Source organism: Dyella marensis (assembly GCF_900112865.1).
Classification (GTDB): domain Bacteria; phylum Pseudomonadota; class Gammaproteobacteria; order Xanthomonadales; family Rhodanobacteraceae; genus Dyella_D; species Dyella_D marensis_A.
On record NZ_FONH01000011.1, the window covers coordinates 48,325 to 68,944 of the forward strand.

Annotated in this window: 17 protein-coding genes; 10 read left to right on the plus strand and 7 right to left on the minus strand. The window is 67.1% G+C overall.

The window, feature by feature from the left end; translation table 11 throughout:
• The first annotated feature begins 28 nt into the window (after positions 1-28).
• Positions 29-532, plus strand: a complete 504-nt coding sequence (locus BM172_RS14525; RefSeq protein WP_026635030.1) for an Lrp/AsnC family transcriptional regulator — start codon at positions 29-31, stop codon at positions 530-532.
• Positions 533-585: 53 nt separating this feature from the next.
• A complete protein-coding gene (gene pip / locus BM172_RS14530; RefSeq protein WP_026635031.1) occupies positions 586-1,539 on the plus strand; it encodes a prolyl aminopeptidase in 954 nt (317 codons plus the stop codon).
• 15 nt (positions 1,540-1,554) lie between these two features.
• On the opposite strand, the gene BM172_RS22550 is transcribed toward pip, so the two are convergent.
• Positions 1,555-2,307: a hypothetical protein gene (locus BM172_RS22550; RefSeq protein ID WP_155964705.1), complete on the minus strand. Its 753-nt coding sequence runs from the start codon at positions 2,305-2,307 to the stop codon at positions 1,555-1,557.
• Between the two features lie 156 nt (positions 2,308-2,463).
• Here BM172_RS22550 and BM172_RS14540 point away from each other — a divergent pair, with 156 nt between their 5' ends.
• From BM172_RS14540 to BM172_RS14560, 5 genes are all read left to right on the plus strand, one after another.
• Positions 2,464-3,096: a glutathione S-transferase family protein gene (locus BM172_RS14540; protein ID WP_026635032.1), complete on the plus strand. Its 633-nt coding sequence runs from the start codon at positions 2,464-2,466 to the stop codon at positions 3,094-3,096.
• Positions 3,097-3,302: 206 nt separating this feature from the next.
• Positions 3,303-5,174 (plus strand): M1 family metallopeptidase, encoded by a 1,872-nt coding sequence (locus BM172_RS14545; RefSeq protein ID WP_026635033.1) that lies wholly within the window; start codon positions 3,303-3,305, stop codon positions 5,172-5,174.
• Positions 5,175-5,256: 82 nt separating this feature from the next.
• Positions 5,257-6,276: an alpha/beta fold hydrolase gene (locus BM172_RS14550; RefSeq protein ID WP_026635034.1), complete on the plus strand. Its 1,020-nt coding sequence runs from the start codon at positions 5,257-5,259 to the stop codon at positions 6,274-6,276.
• Between the two features lie 238 nt (positions 6,277-6,514).
• A complete protein-coding gene (locus BM172_RS14555) occupies positions 6,515-6,946 on the plus strand; it encodes a GFA family protein (protein ID WP_026635035.1) in 432 nt (143 codons plus the stop codon).
• 100 nt (positions 6,947-7,046) lie between these two features.
• On the plus strand, positions 7,047-8,243 hold the full coding sequence (locus BM172_RS14560; protein WP_026635036.1) for an MFS transporter: 1,197 nt from the start codon (positions 7,047-7,049) through the stop codon (positions 8,241-8,243).
• Between the two features lie 85 nt (positions 8,244-8,328).
• Here the strand turns inward: BM172_RS14560 and BM172_RS14565 are convergent, their stop codons facing one another.
• Together BM172_RS14565 and BM172_RS14570 are read right to left on the minus strand one after the other, a co-directional pair.
• Positions 8,329-9,099: a M48 family metallopeptidase gene (locus tag BM172_RS14565; protein WP_026635037.1), complete on the minus strand. Its 771-nt coding sequence runs from the start codon at positions 9,097-9,099 to the stop codon at positions 8,329-8,331.
• A 259-nt stretch (positions 9,100-9,358) separates the two neighbouring features.
• The gene (locus BM172_RS14570) at positions 9,359-10,276 is read right to left on the minus strand and encodes a recombination-associated protein RdgC (RefSeq protein ID WP_026635038.1); all 918 of its coding nucleotides are present in this window, start codon (positions 10,274-10,276) and stop codon (positions 9,359-9,361) included.
• A 435-nt stretch (positions 10,277-10,711) separates the two neighbouring features.
• Between BM172_RS14570 and BM172_RS14575 the strand changes: the two genes are divergently transcribed.
• Positions 10,712-13,750 (plus strand): TonB-dependent receptor, encoded by a 3,039-nt coding sequence (locus BM172_RS14575; RefSeq protein WP_026635039.1) that lies wholly within the window; start codon positions 10,712-10,714, stop codon positions 13,748-13,750.
• 116 nt (positions 13,751-13,866) lie between these two features.
• Here BM172_RS14575 and BM172_RS14580 read toward each other — a convergent pair whose 3' ends face one another.
• The 3 genes from BM172_RS14580 to ttcA form a co-directional block, all read right to left on the minus strand.
• Positions 13,867-15,228, minus strand: a complete 1,362-nt coding sequence (locus tag BM172_RS14580) for a DUF2252 domain-containing protein (RefSeq protein ID WP_026635040.1) — start codon at positions 15,226-15,228, stop codon at positions 13,867-13,869.
• 103 nt (positions 15,229-15,331) lie between these two features.
• On the minus strand, positions 15,332-16,534 hold the full coding sequence (locus tag BM172_RS14585; protein ID WP_026635041.1) for an amino acid aminotransferase: 1,203 nt from the start codon (positions 16,532-16,534) through the stop codon (positions 15,332-15,334).
• 29 nt (positions 16,535-16,563) lie between these two features.
• Positions 16,564-17,436 carry a tRNA 2-thiocytidine(32) synthetase TtcA gene (gene ttcA, locus BM172_RS14590; protein ID WP_026635042.1) on the minus strand — a complete coding sequence of 291 codons (873 nt, stop codon included), beginning with the start codon at positions 17,434-17,436 and terminating at the stop codon, positions 16,564-16,566.
• 146 nt (positions 17,437-17,582) lie between these two features.
• Here ttcA and BM172_RS14595 point away from each other — a divergent pair, with 146 nt between their 5' ends.
• Both BM172_RS14595 and BM172_RS14600 read left to right on the plus strand, forming a co-directional pair.
• The gene (locus BM172_RS14595) at positions 17,583-17,789 is read left to right on the plus strand and encodes a YdcH family protein (RefSeq protein ID WP_026635043.1); all 207 of its coding nucleotides are present in this window, start codon (positions 17,583-17,585) and stop codon (positions 17,787-17,789) included.
• Positions 17,790-17,917: 128 nt separating this feature from the next.
• Positions 17,918-18,526, plus strand: coding sequence for a YdcF family protein (locus tag BM172_RS14600; protein ID WP_051548602.1), 609 nt, complete (start codon positions 17,918-17,920; stop codon positions 18,524-18,526).
• 315 nt (positions 18,527-18,841) lie between these two features.
• Here BM172_RS14600 and BM172_RS14605 read toward each other — a convergent pair whose 3' ends face one another.
• Entirely contained in the window at positions 18,842-20,557 is a 1,716-nt protein-coding gene (locus tag BM172_RS14605; RefSeq protein WP_026635044.1) for a dipeptidyl-peptidase 3 family protein, read from the minus strand.
• Positions 20,558-20,620 lie beyond the last annotated feature (63 nt).

The following is a 20,620-nucleotide window of genomic DNA, read 5'->3' on the forward strand; positions in this document are numbered from 1 at the left end:
CATGTTTCGCCAACGATCGAACTATCCAATGAACGCTCTCACCTACGATTCGAAACCGTCCTGGGACGCCAAGGATTGGCAGATCCTGGAGGCCCTGCAGCACGACGCCCGCCTGGGCTACGCCGAGCTGGGTCGCAAGGTGCGCCTGTCCGCGCCGGCCGTGGCCGAGCGGGTCAAGCGCCTGGAAGAGGCCGGCGTGATCACCGGCTACCGTGCCCAGATCGACCCGCGCCGGCTGGGCTACGACATCGAGGCGATGATCCGCCTGCGCTGCGACGGCGGCACCTGCGCGCGCGTCGGCACCCTGGTGGCAGGCATTCCCGAAGTGCTGGACTGCCGCCGTCTGGCGGGCGAGGACTCCGCGCTGCTGCGCGTGGTGGCGATGTCGGTGCCGCACCTGGAGAACGTGCTGGACCGGCTGCTGAAGATCCACCCCAGCATCAGCACCACCACCCTGGTGGTGCTGCAGACCTCGCACGCCAACCGCCCGATCACGCAAGCCATGCGCAACACGGCCAACGCGCTGGGTTGAATGCCCACCGATCGCGCGGGTTATGCTCGCGCGATCGCCAAGGAGCCAAGCGCATGCGCGAGCTGTATCCCCAGATCGAGCCGTACAAGACCCAGCGCATCGCGGTGGATGGCCTGCACACCTTGTTCGTGGAGGAATGCGGCAATCCCGACGGACTGCCGGTGATCTTCCTGCACGGCGGCCCGGGCGCGGGCGTATCGCCGTATCACCGCCGCTTCTTCGATCCCCGGCGCTATCGCATCGTGCTGTTCGACCAGCGCGGCGCCGGCCGCTCCACACCGTTCGCCGAGTTGCGCGACAACACCACCTGGCACCTGGTGGCCGACATCGAAACCATCCGCGAGGCGCTCGGCATCGAGCGCTGGGTAGTATTCGGCGGCTCCTGGGGCTCGACGCTGGCGCTGGCCTATGCGCAGGCGCACCCGGAACGCGCGCTTGGATTGGTGTTGCGCGGCATCTGGCTGGTGCGCGACGAGGAACTGCGCTGGTTCAACGAACTGGGCGGCGGCGCGTCCTACGTGCGCCCGGTGGAATGGAGCCGCTATCTGGCGCATATCCCCGAAGCCGAGCGCGGCGACATGGTGGAAGCGTATTGGAAGCGCCTGGACGATGCGGATCCGCAGGTGCGCCTGGCCGCCGCGCTGGCGTGGGATGCGTGGGAAAGCAGTTGCATCGCGCTGGCCGACACGCCTTACGACCCCGCCGATGCGGGCACGCAGGAATCGGCGATCAGCAAGGCGCGCGCGGAGGTGCACTACTTCCGCCATCGCGCCTTCCTCGAACCCGGGCAGTTGCTGCGCGACGTCGCCAGGATCCGCCACATCCCCTCGACCATCGTGCATGGCCGCTATGACCTGATCTGCCCGGTGAAGAACGCCTATGACTTGGCCGCGGCGTGGCCGGAAGCGGATTTCCATGTGGTGACCGCGGGACATGCGGCGTATGAGACGGAGATTGTGGATGTGCTGGTCCGGGCCACCGACAGCCTCGCCGACCGCTACGCGTAAGCGGCGTCCGCGCAGCTACGGCAACCCGACGTAGCTGCGCCTGAAATTTACCGCCTGCCCCAACCCCGGCACCTTCCACTCACCCAGCACAGTGAGCTGCCTGCCATCCGGTGCAAGCTTCCAGTGCTGTTCGAGTTGCGAACCGTCGGCATACTGGATCGACACGCGCATGCCGTCCGCTTCGCGATAGCCGGCGACCATCGCGTTGCCGGCCAGCGATTGGCGGCGCTGGCCGTCGAGGCGGACGTCCATGTTCTGGCCGTCGGCGAAACGCACCTGGATCGACTGCGCGTCCTGCTGCACCAGCAGGACGTTATCGTGTTCGAGGGTGGGCGGCAGGGCGTAGTCGCCGCGGAAATCCTGGGCCTTGTCGTCCTTGTCGGTGTCGGCGGATGCGTTCTTGCCGCCGCGACCGCCATGGCCGCCGCCCATATGGCCGCCGCCGCCCATACCTCCGCCACCCATGCCCCCGGCGCCGGCGCCACGCCCCATGCCGCCACGATGACCGCCACTGCCATGCGCACCTTGCGGCGACGTGCCGCTCGACGAAGCCGCTGCAGGTGCGGACGCATTGCGCCCCGCCTCGCGCAGCAGTCCTTTGACGGTATCGGCGGTATCGCTGTTGCGATCGTCCAGACGCCAGGCGCCCGCATAGGCGGGCGCCTGCTGCGCGTGCAGGTCGCTGGCGATCAGCGCCACCGCGCCGAGGATGGTCAGCTGCAGCAGCAGCAAGAGAAAGCCGTGGCGGCGGCGGGATCTCCGAGCCATAAGCACTACCGTTGGTCACCCCTGGATGGGCATACGGGTGATTGACGCGCGAACCAAGCCGCCGGTTGACATCGCGCTGACACATCGCAAGAACCGGAGGGCGCCGGCCGCGCCTTCGCGCCATCCTGTGCACCATCGCCAACCGGAATCGCCCCGATGCTCACCCTCTACGACTACCTGCCCTCGCAGAACGGCTGGAAAGTGCGCCAGCTGCTGCGCCATCTGGACCTGCCCTATCGCACCGTGCCGGTGAGCATCTTCGAGGGCGAAGGGCGCCAGCCCGGGTACCTGCGCATCAATCCCACCGGCACCGTGCCGGCGATCGCGCTGGAAGACGGCCGCACCCTGGCCGAATCCAACGCCATCCTGGCCTACCTCGCCGAGGGCACGCCCTACCTGCCCGGCGACGCCTATGGCCGCGCCAAGGTGCTGCAGTGGCTGAACTTCGAACAAGAGCGGGTGGAGTCGGTGATCGGCTCGTTGCGCTATTGGACCTTGACCGGGCAGTTGGCGAAGCGAGGGCCGGCGCTGGTGGAGCTGAAGCGCGAGGCAGGCTTGCGTGCCTTGTCCATGCTCGATGCGGAACTCGGTACGCGCCCGTTCGTCGCCAGCGAGAGCTACGGCATCGCCGACATCGCGCTGTTCGCCTACGCCAGCCGTGCCGACGAAGCGGGCTTCGACCTTGCACCCTATTCCCACTTCCAGGCCTGGATCGAACGCGTGCGAGCCCAACCCGGGCACCTGGCCAAGACGTTCCCATACTCGGTCGATCCGCACGCTCCACGCTGACGCCGCGCCCGGCGCCAGCGTAGGTTGGGGTGAGCCGCAGGCGAACCCCAACGGGGCGGTACGAATCGAATCTCTGTTGGGGTTCGCCTGCGGCTCACCCCAACCTACGCCGCTCGCCTATACCTGGCGTCTCTCAATACTCCCGCCACAGGTCGCCCCGCCGATGCGATGGCATACTCGGCGCTCCCGTTGACCGGAGCACCCTAATGCGCCTCCTTAGCGCCCTTGCCATCGGCGCCTTCAGCCTGCCGCTGGCCGCCTACGCCGCCGATCCTCATTCCTACGCCCAGCCCGACCAGGTGCGCGTCACCCACCTGGACCTGGACCTGAAGATCGACTTCCCGCACAAGCAGCTCGACGGCGTCGCCACGCTGAAGCTGGACTGGAAGGACCCGAAGGCGCAGGCCCTGGTGCTGGATACGCGCGACCTGAAGATCGCCAAGGTCGAAGCGGTCGACGGCGCGGGCAAGGCCACGGTGCTGAAGTACGCACTGGCGCCGGCCGACAAGCAGCTCGGCAGCAAGCTCACCATCCAGGCGCCGCAGCATCCGGCGCAGGTGCGCATCGCCTACGTCACCGCACCGACGGCCTCGGGCCTGCAGTGGCTGACGCCGGAGCAGACGGCGGACAAGAAGGCGCCCTTCATGTTCTCGCAGTCGGAGTCGATCCACGCGCGCTCCTGGGTGCCGCTGCAGGATTCGCCGGCGATCCGCTTCACCTACAGCGCCCACGTCACCGCGCCGAAGAACGTGCGCGTGGCGATGAGCGCGCTCAACGACGCCAGGCATCCGCTGGACGGCGATTTCCGCTTCGACCAGCCGCATCCGATCCCGTCCTACCTGCTGGCCGTCGCCGCCGGCGATATCGCCGCGCAGGAAACCGGCCCGCGCTCGGCCGTGTACGCCGAGCCCAGCGTGGTCGGCAAGGCCGCCAAGGAATTCGAGGACACCGAGAAGCTGATCGCCGCCACCGAGCAGCTCTACGGTCCCTATGCGTGGGGCCGCTACGACCTGCTGGTGCTGCCGCCCTCGTTCCCGTTCGGCGGCATGGAAAACCCGAACATGACCTTCGCCACGCCGACCGTGCTGGTGGGCGACAAGAGCCTGGTCTCGCTGGTCTCGCATGAGCTGGCGCATTCCTGGTCGGGCAACCTGGTGACCAGCGCCGCGTGGCGCGACATCTGGCTCAACGAAGGCTTCACCACCTACGTGCAGGGCCGCATCACCGAGGCCGTGTACGGCAAGGCGCTGGCCGACGAGGAAGCGCTGCTGTCCGCGCGCGACCTGCAGAAGCACATCGGCGAGATGCCGGAGAACTCGCAGAAGCTGGCGCCGGAACCGCACGGCGTCGACGCCGACGACACGCTGTCCGACGTGGCCTACACCAAGGGCTCGTGGTTCCTGCGCACGCTGGAGCAGCGCTTCGGCCGCAGCACTTTCGATGCGTATCTGAAGGGCTATTTCGCGCACTTCGCCTTCCAGAGCATCGACACCGAGCAGATGCTCGACTACCTCAAGGCCAATCTGTTCGACAAGAACCCGGGCAAGATGGACTGGGCCGAAGTGAAGGAATGGGTGTACCAGCCCGGCATTCCGAAGAACGCGCCGCTGCCGGCTTCGCCGCGCTTCGAGGCGATCGACAAGGAACGCGCGGCTTTCCTCGCCGGCTCGCTGGCGGCGGACAAGCTCGACGCCAAGGGCTGGAACACGCAGGAATGGATGTACTTCCTGGACGGCATGCCCGACGTCGCGCCGCTGGAAAAAATGCAGCAGCTCGATGCCGCCTGGCATCTGACCGGCACGCCCAATGCCGAGATCGGCATGCGCTGGTACAGCCACGCGATCGCCGCCGGCGACAAGGCCGTGTGGAGTGCCGCCGCCGAGCACATGACCCGCATCGGCCGCCTGTACCTGACCACGCCGCTGTACCGCGCCTTCGTCAAGACGCCGGAAGGCCTGGCCTACGCCGAGCAGGTGTATGCGAAAGCCAAGGCGGGCTATCACCCGATGACCCAGGACGCCGTCCAGCGGATCATCGACAAGGCCAGGCACCCGCAGGCGAAGAAGCCCGCCAAGTGATCGCCACCGTGCGGCGCGCCGGCCTTGATCGGCGCGCCGTGCGACCCGACATGTTCCTGTCCAACTTCCGCGGACCGCCCCGATGACCAAGTCCTCCCTTCCCGCCGCCGGCCAGGCCCATCCGCGGCCCTTGTGGCAGCGCCTGCTGATCCGCCGCCTGAAGTTCCTGGCCATCGTCGCGGCGGTGCTCGGCGTCGGCCTGGGCGGCTGCTATCTGTTCGCGCCGCAGTGGCTGCTGAGCGCCGAGATGGCGCGCAAGGCGATGGCCGCGCACGTGGAAACGCATTCGGTGCAGGTGGGCGACACCAAGTGGGTCTACTACGAAGGCGGCAAGGGCCCGACGCTGTTGCTGCTGCACGGCTTCGGCGCCGACAAGAACGTGTGGCTGGAGCAGCTGCGCCTGCTCACCCCGAACTTCCACGTGATTGCGCCGGACCTGCCGGGCTGGGGCGATTCCACCCGCATCGACGGCGCCAGCTACAACATCGATGCGCAGGCCGCGCGCCTGCAGGGCTTCATCGCCACGCTGCGCTTGCAGCGCGTGGTGCTGGTCGGCCATTCGATGGGCGGCGCGATCGCCGGCACGTATGCGGCCGATCATCCGGAGCACGTGGCGGCGCTGGCACTGATCGATGCGTTCGGCCTGAAAACCAACGAGAACGAATTCGTGCGCCAGTCGCTGGCCGGCACGAACCTGTTCAACTACGACGACCGCGCCGGCTTCGAACGCGCCACCTTGCTCGCCTTCGAGAAGATGCCCAGCATCCCGGGCCGCTTCGTCGACGTGATGATCAAGAAGAACCAGAGCGAGCGCGCCTTCCACGACCGCACCTTCCACGAGCTGCTCGATCCTTCGCAGTACCTGTCCGTGCAGAACCGACTGGATCGCCTGACCATGCCGGTGCTGGGGCTGTGGTGCCACGACGACAAGATCATCGATATCTCGGGACTGGACAGCCTGCGCAACGGGCTGTCGCACGCCAGCGCGATCAGCTCGTCCGTGCTCAGCGGCTGCAATCACATGCCGGTGCTGGAGAAGCCGGAAGAGACGGCGCGGATCCTCGGGGCATTCACGCTGCAGCACATGTCGCTGGGCGGTTGATCGAAAGTTTTCGCAACGCCACAAGTCGGAAGCCTTCTCCCTCCGGGAGCACGCGGGGAGGGCACATGGATGTGCCCTTCTTTGAGGAGCGAGGAAGGTGCCGGCAGGCGGATGAGGGTGCGGGCGGAGCAGTGCGCATCACTCTGGCGCTCCGCCCGCACCCTCACCCCACCCCCTCTCTCCCACAGGGACTATCTTCGGGTCGCCGGCGGGAGAGGGGCTCAAGAAGGAGACGCGCATGCTGATCGAAGGGCGCTGCCACTGCGGCAACATCATCTTCTCGCTGGATTGGCAACCCGACCCCGCGACGATCCCCGCACGCGCCTGCACCTGCACGTTCTGCACGCGCCACGGCGGCGTGTGGACTTCGTATCCCGACGGTCGGCTCACGGTGCGCGTGGCCGACCCGTCGCGCGTGTCGCGCTACGCCTTCGGCACGGAAACCGCCGCCTTCCAGATCTGCATGACCTGCGGCGTGGCGCCGCTGGTGACCAGCCGCATCGATGGGCGGCTGTACGCGGTGGTCAACGTCAACACGTTCGAGAACGTGGATCCGGCACTGCTGCAGCGCGGCTCCAGCACGCTCGACGGCGAAAGCGTCGACGACCGCCTGGCGCGCCGCCAGCGCAACTGGATCGGCCACGTGGATTTCCCGGCGGCGGACGGCTGATCGGCAGATTAAAATTTCTTTAGTCGCCGCAGCGATGCTGCTCTGCGACAATGGCCCGCGCCGCGCCCCGCCTGCTTCGCGGCCTGCCCGAAAGACATCCATGACTACCGCTACCCACGACGAGCCCCAGGGCCTGCGGCTGACCTGGCGCATCGTCCAGATCGTCAGCTTCACCTTCCTCGCCTATCTGGTGATCGGCCTGCAGCTGGCCGTGCTGCCGCCGTTCGTGCATGGCGACCTGGGCTACGGCGCGGTGCTCGCCGGCCTGGGTGTAAGCACGCAGTACGTCGCTACGTTTCTGAGCCGCGGCTTCGCCGGCCGCACCTCGGATACCGCCGGGCCGAAACGCGCGGCGATGATCGGCATGGCCGCCTGCGGTGTCAGCGCCGCGCTGATGATCGTCGCCGCCTTGCTGCGTCCGTGGCCGCTGGCCTCGTTCGCGCTGCTGCTGGCCGGGCGCCTCGCGCTCGGCGTGGGCGAGAGCTGCGTGGGCACGGGCTGCATCATGTGGGGCATCGGGCGGGTGGGGCCGGCGCATACGGCCAAGGTGATTTCGTGGAACGGCGTGGCGACCTACGGCGCGCTCGCCGCGGGCGCGCCGCTCGGCGTGCAGCTCGCCGGCACGTTCGGTTTCGTGGCGATCGGCATCGCCGGCGCGCTGCTGATGGTGGCGGGTCTGCTGCTGGGGTGGCGGCGCCCGGCCGCGAAAGTGGAAGCCGGCGAGCGCCTGCCGATGCATCACGTGTTCGGCCGCGTCTTCCCGTATGGCATGGGCCTGGCGCTGGGCGCGGTGGGCTTCGGCGCGCTTGCCACCTTTGTCACCCTGTACTACGCGGCGATGGGCTGGAGCGGCGCGGCGGCCACGCTGAGCGTGTTCGGCGCCTGCTTCGTCGGCGTGCGGCTGGTGCTGGGCGGGGCGATCTCGCGCTTCGGCGGCTATCGCGTGGCGCTGGTGTCGTTCACGGTGGAATGCGTGGGGCTGATCGTGCTCGCCGCCGCGGGCAGTTCGGCGATGGCGATGTTCGGCGGCGCGCTGACCGGCATCGGCTTCTCGCTGATCTTCCCCGCGCTCGGCGTCGAAGCCGTACAGCGGGTGACGCTGAGCAATCGCGGTTCCGCGCTGGGGGCGTATTCGGTGTTTACCGATCTGGCGCTGGGCGTGGCTGGCCCGCTGGGCGGATGGCTGGTGTCGGGCGGGCGCTATGGGCCGCTGTTCGCGACGGCGGCTGCGTTCTCGGTGATCGCGATGGCGCTCACAGCCTGGTTGTATCTAAACCACGGCAGACGAACGGCGTAGGTTGGGGTGAGCGCAGCGAACCCCAACGGACCCGGCATGCGCATCGCCACGTTGGGGTTCGCTGCGCTCACCCCAACCTTCGCGGCTAATCGGCGACGTCGGCCACCAGCCTGTCCAACTCCGCCTTAAGCACCGCGCCGTTCTGGCGCAGCCAATCACGCTGTTCGCGCCAGTCGGGAAACAGATGCTCCACCTGCGTCCAGAAGCGCGGCGAGTGGCTGCGCACTTTCAGATGGCACAGCTCGTGCGCGAGCACGTAGCGCAGCGCGGTCGGCGGCGCCAGCGCAAGCGCGAGATCGAGATTGATGCGGTCGCGCGTGTCGAGGCTGCCCCACAGGCTCTTCATCGGCCGGATACGCAGCGCGGTGGGCGCGAGGCCGAGCTGCGGCACGTAGCTGGCCATCCAGCGCGCGACGTCGCGGCGCATCAGCGTTTCGAAATACGAGGCAAGCAGGCCGCGCGCCACCGGCAGCGCGCGCGTATGCGGACGCGGGATCACCAGGGTCAGGCCGCCTTCGTACGGCTCGACTTTCGGATACGGGCCTTCGGCCCAGTCCAGCAGGGTGGTCTCGCCGCGCAGTGGAAACTCGGTGGCGTAGCCCAGGCGCAGCGCCGGCAGCGGCTTGGTCACCAGATTGAGCTCGTCGAGCTTCCTTTCCAGCCAGTCGACGTGACTGCGCAGGAAGGCGCTGACCTGCGCCGGATGCGTGCCGTGCGGATATGAAACACGCGCGCCTTTCGGCGTGACGGTGAGACGCAGGCGACGCGCGCGCGGATGCGCGGACTTGAGCACGCGGATGGTCCCGCCGCTCGTCGTCGACAATTCCAGCCAGTCGCCTTCCAGATGCTGCGTCATCGGTACTACCCCGCCTTGCTGCTAATGCTGCTCCTGGCTGCCCTGTCCCGCCATTCTCCGCCCGCCAATGTGGGGAGAGCATGCAGGCTATGCAAGACGGCCGGGTGACGCCCGGCGCAGGGGCGCCGGGAGCCAGGATAGATGGGGTCGGCAGGGGAAAAACCCAGCCAGGGCGCGGGTTTCGGAGCACAGGCCGCATAACCGCGCGGCCTGGCGGGCCGCACCTCGAAGCTTTCGAGGTGCGTTCAGCCCGGGGGGCTCAGCCGTCGGCCGGGCGCGGCAGGCCGAACCACTCTTCCAGCTTGCCGAGCAGGCGCTCCAGCTCCAGCGTGAGCAGGGCAAAGCTGGCGTCCATCTCGGCCGCGGCGTCCTGGTGGCTGTCGCCCATCTCGTCCATCACCACGTCCAGGAACTTCAGCTTGCGGACCACCAGGTCCTCGCCCAGCACGAAGCTCATGCGGTCGTCGAACACCAGGCCCAGCTGGAACACCTGCTTGCCGTTGCGCAGGTGCTCCTTCACTTCCTCGCTGTCCAGCTCCTGGCGGCGGCAGCGGGCGATGGCGCCGGTGGCGGTGGCCGGGTCGCGCAGTTCGCATTCGTCGCCCAGGGTCAGGCCGCCAGGCAGGTTGCCGGTGGCCAGCCAGTCGGTCATCAGCACGCGCGGGCCTTCCTCCGGCGCCAGCGGCACTGCGGGGAAGCTGCCCAGGGCCTCGCGGATCTGGGTCAGGGCGTTTTCGGCGGATTTGCGGCTGGAGGTGTCCAGCACCAGCCAGCCGTGGCGCTTGTCGACATAGGTGGACAGGCGCGAGCTGCGCACGAAGGCGCGCGGCAGCAGTTCGGTCAGCAGGTCTTCCTTGATGCGCTTGCGCTCGCGGCCGCCGACCTTGCGACCTTCTTCCTCGGCGATCTTCTGCACCTTGCGCTGCAGCTCGTCGTTGACCACCGCGGCCGGCAGCAGCTTGTCCTCGCTGCCCACGGTGACCAGGGTACAGGCCTTCACGGCATGGGTGAGCGCCGCCTCCTCGCCCCGCCCGACCGGCGGCACGAAGCCCTTGGTGCCCATTTCCAGCGGGCCGCAGGGGCGCAGGCGGTGCTCGGCCAGGGCTTCGTCCAGGCGGTTGAGGTCTTCGGCAACGGCGGGGGAAAAGCGGAACAGCGTCAGATTGCGGAAAAACATAGCGGGGCTGGGTATCCGGGCGGTCTGGCGGCCCCGGACCGGGGCGCACGAAACAACCATCATACCGGATGAGCCCGCCCGGGCCCTCGCTCATGCCTCCCCGGGCATATCGACATGCCGGCCGCCGCCTTCCTGAAAAAAGCACGCCAGGCAAAGCAAGAACCCGCCCACGAATTCGTTTGGCCATCTATACATCCAAAAAACTTTTCGCTATAACGGACCAACATGCCGCATCGCAACATTCTGGGAGAAGGTTGCGCGGTCATGTCTCAAGCGAAAAGCACCGGCCGCGTCAGCGGCTTCCGGCAGCGTCGCTTTCGACCATCCACAGGACCGAACAGCAACACCTGGCACTGCGGGAACCGCAGGCTACGCCGTGGCGCGCCATGCCCGCGGGGAGCCCGTGCACCCGCTCAATGGGGAGCGTACGACGCGATGACGAACAGCAACTTGGGCAGCAAACGATTCCTCGCACTGGCCATCGGCCTGTGCGTGAGCGGCGGCGTACTGGCGCAGACCACCACCGGCGGACTGTTCGGCCAGGCCGCGGCGGGCCAGGGCGACAGCGTGCTGATCAAGAGCAGCACGGGCCTGAGCCGCGAAGTGCCGCTGGACGACAAGGGCCGCTACAGCATCGGACAACTGCCGCTGGGCACCTACACGGTGACGCTGCAGCGCCAGGGCCAGGCGGTGGAGACGCGCGACAACATCACGATCAAGGTCGGCGCGGGCACCGAGGTTTCCTTTACCGGCGCGGTGGCGGCGAAGAACCTCAGCGGCATCAGCGTCACCGCGAATGCGTTGCCGGCGATCGACGTATCCAGCGTCGATTCGCGCACCGTGGTCACCTCCGACCAGCTGGCCAAGGTGCCGCTGGGCCGCAGCTCCGAAGCGATCGCGCTGCTGGCGCCCGGCGTGGTGAACAACGGCGGCAGCTTCAGCGGACCCACCGGGCAATCGCTGGTCAGCTTCGGCGGCTCGTCGGCGAGCGAGAACGCGTATTACGTCAACGGCTTCAACACCACCGATCCGCTGCGCGGCTTCGGCGGACTCACCCTGCCCTACGGCGCGATCGACCAGCAGGAGGTCTACACCGGCGGCTACGGTGCGGCCTACGGCCGTTCCGACGGCGGCGTGATCAACGTGGTCGGCAAGCGCGGCACCAACCAGTGGCACTTCGGCACCCAGGTGTTGTGGGAACCGGCGTTTGCCCGCGCGCGCCAGCGCGACCGCTTCTACGAGAGCGGCCTGCCGGCCACGCCGGTCGCGGGCAACCTGTATGCGCCGGACAGCGCCGACCGCAGCTGGACCACCACGGTCAGCGCCTATGCCGGCGGTCCGCTGGTAAAGGACAAGCTGTTCCTGTTCGTCGCCGGCGAATACGAGCGGCAGGAAGGCAATACGGTCAATCCGGTCAGCGGCTTTCTTTCCGGCAAGCCTTACGTGGACTATCGCCAGAACGACCCGCGCTGGTACGCCAAGCTGGACTGGAACATCACCGACAACCACATCCTCGAAGTCACCGGCGCCTCCGACAAGTACAACAGCTCGGGCACCGTCTACCGCTACGACTACGTCAATCGCGCGCAGGGCACGCGCATCGGCGCGAACGACGACATCAAGTCCGGCGGCGACGTGTACACCGCCAAGTACACCGGCTACCTCACCGACGCGCTCACGCTCACCGCGCAGTACGGCCGCATGAAGACCTCCGACTACGACGTGCCGGGCGGCTACGACCCGTCGCTCACCTATGTCGACGGCGTGACCAACCAGAACCCCGCGCTCAACGGCGGCGTCGGCCGCGGCAACAGCCAGACCATCGTGTCGCTCTACGATCCCGGCCGCGGCAACCGCACCACTAACACGCGCATCGACCTGACCTACAAGCTGGGCGACCACACGCTCAGCGCCGGTATCGACAACCAGACCGCGAAGGCGCTCAACCAGGGCTCGAACACTTCCGGCCCCGGCTATTACTGGAGCTACGACCAGGCCGATCCGAATACGCCGCTCTCCACCGGCCTGGGCGTGCCGGCGACGGCCGGCTTTCCCAACGGCGCGCAGGGCTACTACGTGGTGAAGACCGTCGCCAACAGCCTGGCCACGGTGCGTTCCAGCCAGCGTGCGCAGTACATCGAGGACAAGTGGCAGGTGAGCGAGCGCTGGCTGCTCTCCATCGGCCTGCGCAACGACCAGTTCCGCAACTACAACGCCGATGGCCAGGCCTACATCACCCAGCACAAGCCGCAGTGGGCGCCGCGCCTGGGCTTCAGCTGGGACGTCAACGGCGACTCCAGCTTCAAGATCTACGGCAATGCGGGCCGCTACTACCTGGGCCTGCCGCTGAACCCCTCGCTCAACGCGGCGGGCGCCTACGTCAGCACCTCGCAGTACTACACCTACAGCGGCATCGCCGCCGACGGCACGCCGACCGGGCTCACCGCGATGTCTGGCCCGGTCTCGGCCAACAACGCGTTCGGCATCCTGCCGGACCCGAAGACGGTGAGCACGCAGAACCTCAAGTCCGAATACCAGGACGAGTTCATCCTCGGCTTCACCAAGACCGCGGGCAACGACTGGGTCTACGGCGCCAAGCTGACCCAGCGCGTGCTGCGCAGCGCGATCGACGACTACTGCGATATCGACCGCGTGCTGGCCAAGGCCACTTCGCTCGGCTACGACGTCACCACCTCGAGCAACCCGGTGAGCTGCTGGCTGTTCAATCCGGGACAGGCCAATACGTTCACGCTGGTCGATACCTCCGGCCGCTACGTCAGCGTGCCGCTCAGCAATGCGGAGTTCGGCTTTCCCACGCTCAAGCGCAAGTACTACGGCCTGGAGACCTTCCTGGAGCATCCGTTCGACGGTCGCTGGTACGGCAAGCTCACCTACGTGTTCTCGCGCAGCTACGGCAATACCGAGGGCCAGCTGCGTTCGGACCTGTACCGCGAGTCGCGCGGCACCGGCCAGACCGCGGTGTCGACCACCCAGGACTGGGACAACTCCTGGATCATGGACTACAGCAACGGCGCGCAGAACAACGATCACAAGCACCAGCTGAAGTTCTTCGGCTATTACCAGCTCACGCCCGAGTGGCTGGTCTCGGCCAACCTCAGCCTGATCGCCGGTGCGCCCAAGCCCTGCCTGGGCTACTACGGCCCCGACCGCGCCGACCCGGCCGGCTACGGCAACAGCTATCACTTCTGCTTCGGCGACCCCTCGCCGCCCGGCAGCCAGGGCCGCCTGCCGTGGATCCGCCAGCTGGACCTGGGCGTGAGCTATCGGCCCGCCTTCGCGGCCAACCGGCTGGCCTTCGGCGCGAATGTGTTCAACGTGCTCAACGAGCAGCGCGTGCTGGCAATCTTCCCGAACGGCGAGTCCTCGCCGAACAAGGCCAACCCGCTGTACGGCACCCCGACGGCGCGCCAGCAGCCACGCTATGTGCGCTTGAGCGTGAGTTACGACTACTAAGCAACGTTCGGCGTAGGTTGGGGTGAGCCGCAGGCGAACCCCAACAGGCGCTCCGTCCATGCCTCTGTTGGGGTTCGCCTGCGGCTCACCCCAACCTGCGCCGGCCCCATTGTCGCTCAATACAGTGGTGTACCCGCGTTATAGGCGCCCACAAACGATTGCCAATCCAGATTGACCTGATCCGCATAGCCGAAGGCAAACGTCGAGATCTCGCTGGCCAGCCCGCTCTTGCTGCTCACCGCATCCGTCACCTGCTTATCGATGCTGTAGGACACGATGGCACTGTTGTAGTCCTGATCGGAAATCGCATGCGCAGAGGCGAGCGCCTGGCCCAGGTAGGTGGCCGCCGTATTGAGCTTGCCGGCGCTGCTGAGCTGGGTGTAGTCGAAATCCTCGGCATACGGCGATTTCTCGTGCACGTAGTAAGCCGAGCCGTCGATGGTGGCGTAGCCGACCAGCACATCCGCATTCAAGGTCTGGGCCTTCGCCGTCATGGCGACGCGGTTGCCTTCGTGGTTGCCGTAGTCGGCGGCGGGCAGCTGGCCGTTGTCGACGATGGCGACGGCGCTGCCGATCTCCTGCTTTACTTCCAGGATCACATCGTCCGATGTAGACGTCGACGGACCCTCGACCAGCACGTAGTAACGCAACTTGCCCAGGCTGCCCACGCCGGAGCCGAGCTTCTGGCGGATGTCCTTCACCTGGTAATAGCTCGCGGCATAGCGCTTGGAGGAAGCGATGCTCCCGATATAGCCGCTCATCGCACCGGCGATCTGGTCGTAGGTCGTGCTGCCCACCGTGGCCAGCTTGCCGGCAATGGTCTGGAATGTGCGCGCACCGCCGCTGACCTGGGTGTACTTGGACAGCAGGTCCGAACGCGAATCGCCCTTGGCAGCGCCGATGGTGTCGCCCACCACGCCGGAAGTGTTGCCGCTCTTGAGCTGGAAGCTCAGCTCGGCGCTGCTGCCCTTGAAGTTGCTCATCTCATCGACGTAGGCGCCGACCATGGTCTTGATCGCGGTGCTGATATCGCTATCGGCCAGGCCGTTGGCGCGACCGGCCAGCACCATGCTGGTGGCGAGCCGGCGCAGGTCCCACACGTACTGGCCGAGATAGCCTTCATCGAAGTCATCGACGCTGAATACGGTATTGCCGCCGCTGTCCTGCCATGCACCGAAGTTGCCGAAGTGCGTATCGCCGCCGATCCAGGTGTAGCCGGTCTGCGTGGTGGTGTAGGCGGATGCCGGCAGCGTCTTCATATCCTGGTAGAAGATATGCGCAGTGCCGCGATAGAAATCGAAGGCGCTGTTCGCCATGGTCGACATCTTGGTGGCGAGTTCCGCGCTGTCGGTGGCGGCGAACGGATGGTTGTAACCGTAGACCTGCGACACCACCCAGCTGGTGCGCGTGCTGGCGGCGTGCGCGGCGGAGGCGCACAGCAGGGCGGCGGACAGGACGATCCATGCTCTCTTTTTCACGGCTTTCCTCCAGGCAAGAAAAAGGCGCGGCAGAGCCGCGCCTTGGGTCAGACCGGAATTCAAGCGATCGTGCGTGACGCTGTCGTGACGTGCGTTCTTGCGCTTACGCCTTGCTCACCGCCGCCACCGCGGCAGCCACCGTGTCCAGGTTGGAGCGGTTGAGCGCCGCCACGCAGATGCGGCCGGTGCCGATCGCATAGATGGCGTACTCGTCGCGCAGGCGATCGACCTGGGCCTTGCTCAGGCCCGAGTAGGAGAACATGCCGGCCTGCTGCTGGATGAAGGCGAACTGCGGCGCGCCGTGCGCCGCCAGCTTCTCCACCATGCCGGCGCGCATCGCGTGGATGCGCTCGCGCATCTCGCCCAGCTCCTGCTCCCACATCGCACGCAGCTCGGGGCTGTTCAGCACGCCCGCGACCAGGGCGCCGCCATGCGTGGACGGGCTGGAGTAGATCGAGCGGATGGTGCGCTTGACCAGCGACTGCACGCGCAGCGCCTCGTCGCGGTCCGCGGCGACGAAGGTCAGCGCGCCCGCGCGCTCGCCATACAGCGAGAACGACTTGGCGTACGAGCTGGTCACCACGAAGGACTCGATACCGGAGGCGGCGAACAGGCGCACCGCGGTGGCATCCGCGTCGATGCCCTGGTCGAAGCCCTGGTAGGCCATGTCGATGAAGGGCAGCAGCTGGCGCTCCTTCACCACCTCCACCACCTGCTGCCACTGCGCGGCGTTGAGATCCACGCCGGTCGGGTTGTGGCAGCAGGCATGCAGCAGCACCACGGTGCCCGGTTCCAGCTTGCCGAGATCCGCCAGCATGCCGGCGAAATCCAGGCCGTGGGTCTGCGGGTCGTAGTAGGTGTACTCCACCACCTCGAAGCCGGCGGCGATAAACACCACGCGATGGTTTTCCCAGCTCGGGTTGCTGATGGCGATCTTCGCCTTCGGCAGCGCTTTCTTCAGCACGTCCGCGCCCACGCGCAGCGCGCCACTGCCGCCGATGGTCTGCGAGGTGGCGACGCGACCGGCGGCCAGCAGCGGCGATTCGGCGCCGAACACCAGCTTCTGCGTGCCCTGGGTATAGGCCGGCAGGCCGTCGATCGGCAGGTAGCCGCGCGGTTTCGCTTCCTGTGCCAGGCGCTGCTCCACTTCGTGCACGGCACGCAGCAGCGGGATCCGTCCCTGTTCGTCGTAGTAGATGCCTACGCCAAGGTTGACCTTGCCCGGGCGCGCGTCGGCCAGGTAGGCCTCGGTGAGTCCCAGGATCGGATCGCCCGGGGTCATTTCAACGGATGCAAAGTGCGACACGGCGTTACTCGCAGGTGAGAGGTGAGGGATCAGGCTTCGACGGTTTCTTCAGGCGTACCGGCAAGCCACTGGTGCGCATCGGCCCGGCCGGCGCCCTCACGCGCGCCGAGCGAAGCGAAATCGAACAGGTTGCGATCGGCCAGCTGCGAAGGAGCGACCGAACCGAGCGCGCGGAACATGGTCTCGCTGCGGCCGGGGTACTGCTTCTCCCAATCCTCCAGCATGCGCCTGACCACTTTGCGCTGCAGGTTTTCCTGCGAGCCGCACAGGTTGCACGGGATGATCGGGAACTGCTGCTGCCCGGCGTATTCGGCGATATCGCTTTCCTTGCAATACGCCAGCGGGCGGATCACCACGTGGCGGCCGTCGTCCGAGCGCAGCTTCGGCGGCATCGCCTTGAGGCTGGCCTGGTGGAACAGATTCAGGAAAAACGTGCCGAGGATGTCGTCGCGGTGATGGCCCAGCGCGATCTTGCTGATGCCGTTGGCCGCCGCCCAGGCGTACAGCGCGCCGCGCCGCAGGCGCGAGCACAGGCTGCACATGGTCTTGCCCTCGGGAATCACGCGGGTGACCGTGCTGTAGGTGTCCTGCTCGATGATATGGAACGGCACGCCGCGCGCGCTGAGGTATTGCGGCAGCACGTGCTCGGGAAAGCCCGGCTGCTTCTGATCGAGATTCACCGCGACCAGCTCGAAGCGCACCGGCGCCTTCGCCTGCAGCGAGAGCAGGATGTCCAGCAGCGTGTACGAATCCTTGCCCCCGGACAGGCACACCATCACCTTGTCGCCGTCTTCGATCATGTTGAAGTCGGCGATGGCCTGGCCGACCTGATGGCGCAGGCGCTTGGCCAGCTTGGCGGCCTCGTAGTGCTGCTTGCGGGTGGCTTCGGGCTGGGCGGACATGGGGCGTGGCATCGAGCGGAAGCGGAAAGGCCGCCCATTGTAGCGGTCCCGCCACCTCCTGGCCCTGCCTTCCGGCAACTCCACCGGCGCGGGTCCGGCGGAGTACACTCGGGCTTCGTCCTTTCGCCAGCCGCCAGCCGCCGCCCATGCAGGTCCAGGATCCCGCCGAGATTGCCCATCTGCTGGCCGAACTGCGCGTCGAGCACCGCGACCTGGACGTCGCCATCGAGGCCCTGGCCGTCGCGATGGGCCGCGACGAGCTGCAGCTGACGCGGATGAAGAAGCGCAAGCTGCTGCTGAAGGACACCATCGCGCGGCTCGAAAGCAGGCTGATTCCCGACCTCGACGCCTGAGGCCGGGCCGCCGCACCGCTTCTGGCCGTCGGAGAGCTCCCCGTTGCTCCGGCGCGCCAGCAGCGCGCCCGCATCGCTCCATTTCACCCAAGCAGAATCGCGGCCTCTTTCATGGAGCCGCCGATCGCATGGACATGCGCCTTTCCGCCGCACGCCGGACACACCCGACGTTTCGCCTCACTTTGCGCCTGGGCGCTCTCGGCCTGCTGCTCTGGCTGGTCGCCGCGCTGGCCGTCGCTTTCGCCGGGCTTGCGACGCAGCCCATCGCACCGGCCGACCTGGCGCTGGTGCTGGGCAACACCGTCGGCCCCGGCAACCGCCCCCTGCCACGCCTGCGCATCCGGCTGGAAGCCGCGCTCGCGCTGTACCGGCGCGGCGGCTGCCGCATGCTAATGGTTAGCGGCGGCGTCGAGGACGACGGGCGCGACGAGGCGGCGGGGATGAAGCAATGGCTGGTCGAGCACGGCGTGCCGGCCGAGGCGATCGTGGAAGACCGCCATGGCGACAACACCCGCGCCTCCGCCCGCAACGCGCGTGCCTGGCTGGACGCGCATGGGCAGCGCAGCGTGGTGGTGGTGTCGCAGTACTTCCATCTGCCGCGGGCGCGGCTGGCGATCCGGCAGGAGGGCTTGGTCGATGCCGGCGGGGATTACACGCAGCGCTTGTTCGTGTGGGATGTGTATTCGAGCATGCGCGAGGTGCTTGGCTATCTCGCGTATGGGGCGAGGCTGGCGTAGACAGCTCCTCTCCCTTCGGGGAAGGGCTTGGGTGAGGGTAAGGGCGAAGCGCAAGAGTGATGTGCACCGCTCCGGCCGTACCCTCATCCGGCTGCCGCCACCTTCTCCCGGAGGGAGAAGGATTCCAACTTGAAACGATGAGGGTGGACCCCTCTCCCTCCGGGAGAGGGGCTGGGGTGAGGGTACGGGCGGAGCGCAAGAGTGATATTCACCGCTCCGCCCGCACCCTCAATCCGCCTGCCGCCACCATCCCTCCCACAGGAACTACCCTCGGACCGCCAGAGGACAAGGGTTCGCTCTGGAACATGGCGATGTTTACTTGGCGGGCTGCTGCAGACCCAGCACATCGAGCCCTTGCTCGAACACGATATCGACCGGGATCTTCGCCTGTTCCAGCTTCTTCAGATCGCCCGCCAGCTCGGCATCGATGCTGCCCATGCTGTCGGTCAACTTCTTCGCCGTGTCGTAGTCGCCATCGCCCTGGATGGTCAGCAGCTTCGCCGACAGCGCGTTCATCGCCGCGGTCATCTTGTCGAAGTCGACGCGGTAGCGGCCCGTCGTCGCGTCGCGGCTGAAGGCGCCCTGCTGCTTGAAGAAGTTGAAGCGCACCATGTTCGCCTTCGCATGGGCGTCGCTGGCGCCGAAGCGCACCGAGCGCAGGATGCCGGCGAGGAAGGTGACGTAGTTGTCCATCAACCTGGCCTTGTCCAGCTCGCCCTTCTCGGCCAGCTTGGTGACCATGTACAGGCCCAGGATGTCGGCCTTGCCTTCCTCGAAGCTGGACGCCTGGTCTTTCAGCGCGGCGCGCACCAGGCCCTTGTCGGTGAGCGTGTTCTTGATGCCCAGGCCATGCGCCACCTCGTGGAACATGGTGTTCTCGAAGAACGCATCGAAGGTGAGATGCGACTGCTGGTCGGCCGCGATCAGCTCCCTGGCGATCGGCAGCATGATCTTGTCGAACTTCGCCTGCATCACGTTTTCCAGCTGCAGGCGGCGCGTGCCTTTCTTCAGCTGCACTTCCTCGTCGTTCGGCAGGTTGATCGCGATGGTCTTGGCGCCGACATTGGCGTCGCCGGCGTAATACACGGCGAAGTAGGCATTGAGGTCGGCGTCGGAGCCGGGCTTTTCCGCCTTGTATTTGGCCTCCACCGGCAGCTCGCGCTGCAGCTCCGGCAGGTATTTCACGAAGCGCGAGAGCTTCTCGCTCCAGGCCTGGTCCTTCACCAGCACGTAGCTCTCGTAGCTGGCCTTGTAGCCGAACAGCTGGTCTTCGTAGGTCTCGATCGGGCCGATCACGATGTCGACCGGGTTCTTCTTCATCGCCATCCAGGCGAAATCGCTCTTGCGGTATTCGTCGCTGAGCAATGCGTCGGCGCGCAGCTTGAGGTAGTTGGCGAAGTCCTTGTCGGCGGACAGTTCGGCCGCCTCGCGCAGCAGGCCGGCGGCCTTGTCGAGATCCGCCTTGTAGGCCTCGTGGAATGGCACGGTGACCAGCTTGCCCTGCGCATCGCGGCGCAGCAGGGTGTAGAGCGAGGTCTTGTCCTTGAGATCGGCCTGCTCGAATTCTTCCTTGCCCATGTCGGCCGGATAGAACTGCACGCCGGCCGGGCGCGGGCCGACGCCGGCGACGAAGGGCTGGTCCTCGTGCAGGCGGTCCCACGGGCCGTAGTTGATCTCGGCGTAGCGGCGCGTGTCCTCGTCGGGAATGCGCTGCATCAGCGCCGCCTTGTCACCCCAGGACTGCTGCCAGTACAGGCTGTTGGTGACATCGGCCGCCTGCACCAGCAGGGCCAGCATGCGCTTGTGCTTGTCGTCGAAGCCGGACAGGTCCGCGCTCAGCTTCACCGTGGCGTAGTCGCCCATGCGCTGCTTGGCGAGGTCGGCATCGGTGGACGGCGGCGCCGGCTGGGACGGCGCGGTGGAAGCGGGCGAAGCCGGCTTCGGTTCGGCGGGAGCGGCAGCGTCCTGGTGGGAGGAACTGCAGCCGGCCAGGGCGGCGGCGAGACTCAGGGCGAGCAGGCGATAACGCATGGGGTCTTCCTCGCGGAACGGAAAACGCCATGTTATATGCCCCGGGGCGGGATGGCCCCGGGG

Coding starts and splice junctions, on each gene's coding strand:
- BM172_RS14570 (WP_026635038.1), bottom strand. CDS start 10,276: ATGTTTTTCCGCAATCTGACGCTGTTCCGCTTTTCCCCCGCCGTTGCC.
- ttcA (WP_026635042.1), bottom strand. CDS start 17,436: ATGTCCGCCCAGCCCGAAGCCACCCGCAAGCAGCACTACGAGGCCGCC.
- BM172_RS14565 (WP_026635037.1), bottom strand. CDS start 9,099: ATGACGCAGCATCTGGAAGGCGACTGGCTGGAATTGTCGACGACGAGC.
- BM172_RS14605 (WP_026635044.1), bottom strand. CDS start 20,557: ATGCGTTATCGCCTGCTCGCCCTGAGTCTCGCCGCCGCCCTGGCCGGC.
- BM172_RS14555 (WP_026635035.1), top strand. CDS start 6,515: ATGCTGATCGAAGGGCGCTGCCACTGCGGCAACATCATCTTCTCGCTG.
- pip (WP_026635031.1), top strand. CDS start 586: ATGCGCGAGCTGTATCCCCAGATCGAGCCGTACAAGACCCAGCGCATC.
- BM172_RS14560 (WP_026635036.1), top strand. CDS start 7,047: ATGACTACCGCTACCCACGACGAGCCCCAGGGCCTGCGGCTGACCTGG.
- BM172_RS14595 (WP_026635043.1), top strand. CDS start 17,583: ATGCAGGTCCAGGATCCCGCCGAGATTGCCCATCTGCTGGCCGAACTG.
- BM172_RS14575 (WP_026635039.1), top strand. CDS start 10,712: ATGACGAACAGCAACTTGGGCAGCAAACGATTCCTCGCACTGGCCATC.
- BM172_RS14550 (WP_026635034.1), top strand. CDS start 5,257: ATGACCAAGTCCTCCCTTCCCGCCGCCGGCCAGGCCCATCCGCGGCCC.
- BM172_RS14545 (WP_026635033.1), top strand. CDS start 3,303: ATGCGCCTCCTTAGCGCCCTTGCCATCGGCGCCTTCAGCCTGCCGCTG.
- BM172_RS22550 (WP_155964705.1), bottom strand. CDS start 2,307: ATGGCTCGGAGATCCCGCCGCCGCCACGGCTTTCTCTTGCTGCTGCTG.
- BM172_RS14525 (WP_026635030.1), top strand. CDS start 29: ATGAACGCTCTCACCTACGATTCGAAACCGTCCTGGGACGCCAAGGAT.
- BM172_RS14540 (WP_026635032.1), top strand. CDS start 2,464: ATGCTCACCCTCTACGACTACCTGCCCTCGCAGAACGGCTGGAAAGTG.
- BM172_RS14600 (WP_051548602.1), top strand. CDS start 17,918: ATGGACATGCGCCTTTCCGCCGCACGCCGGACACACCCGACGTTTCGC.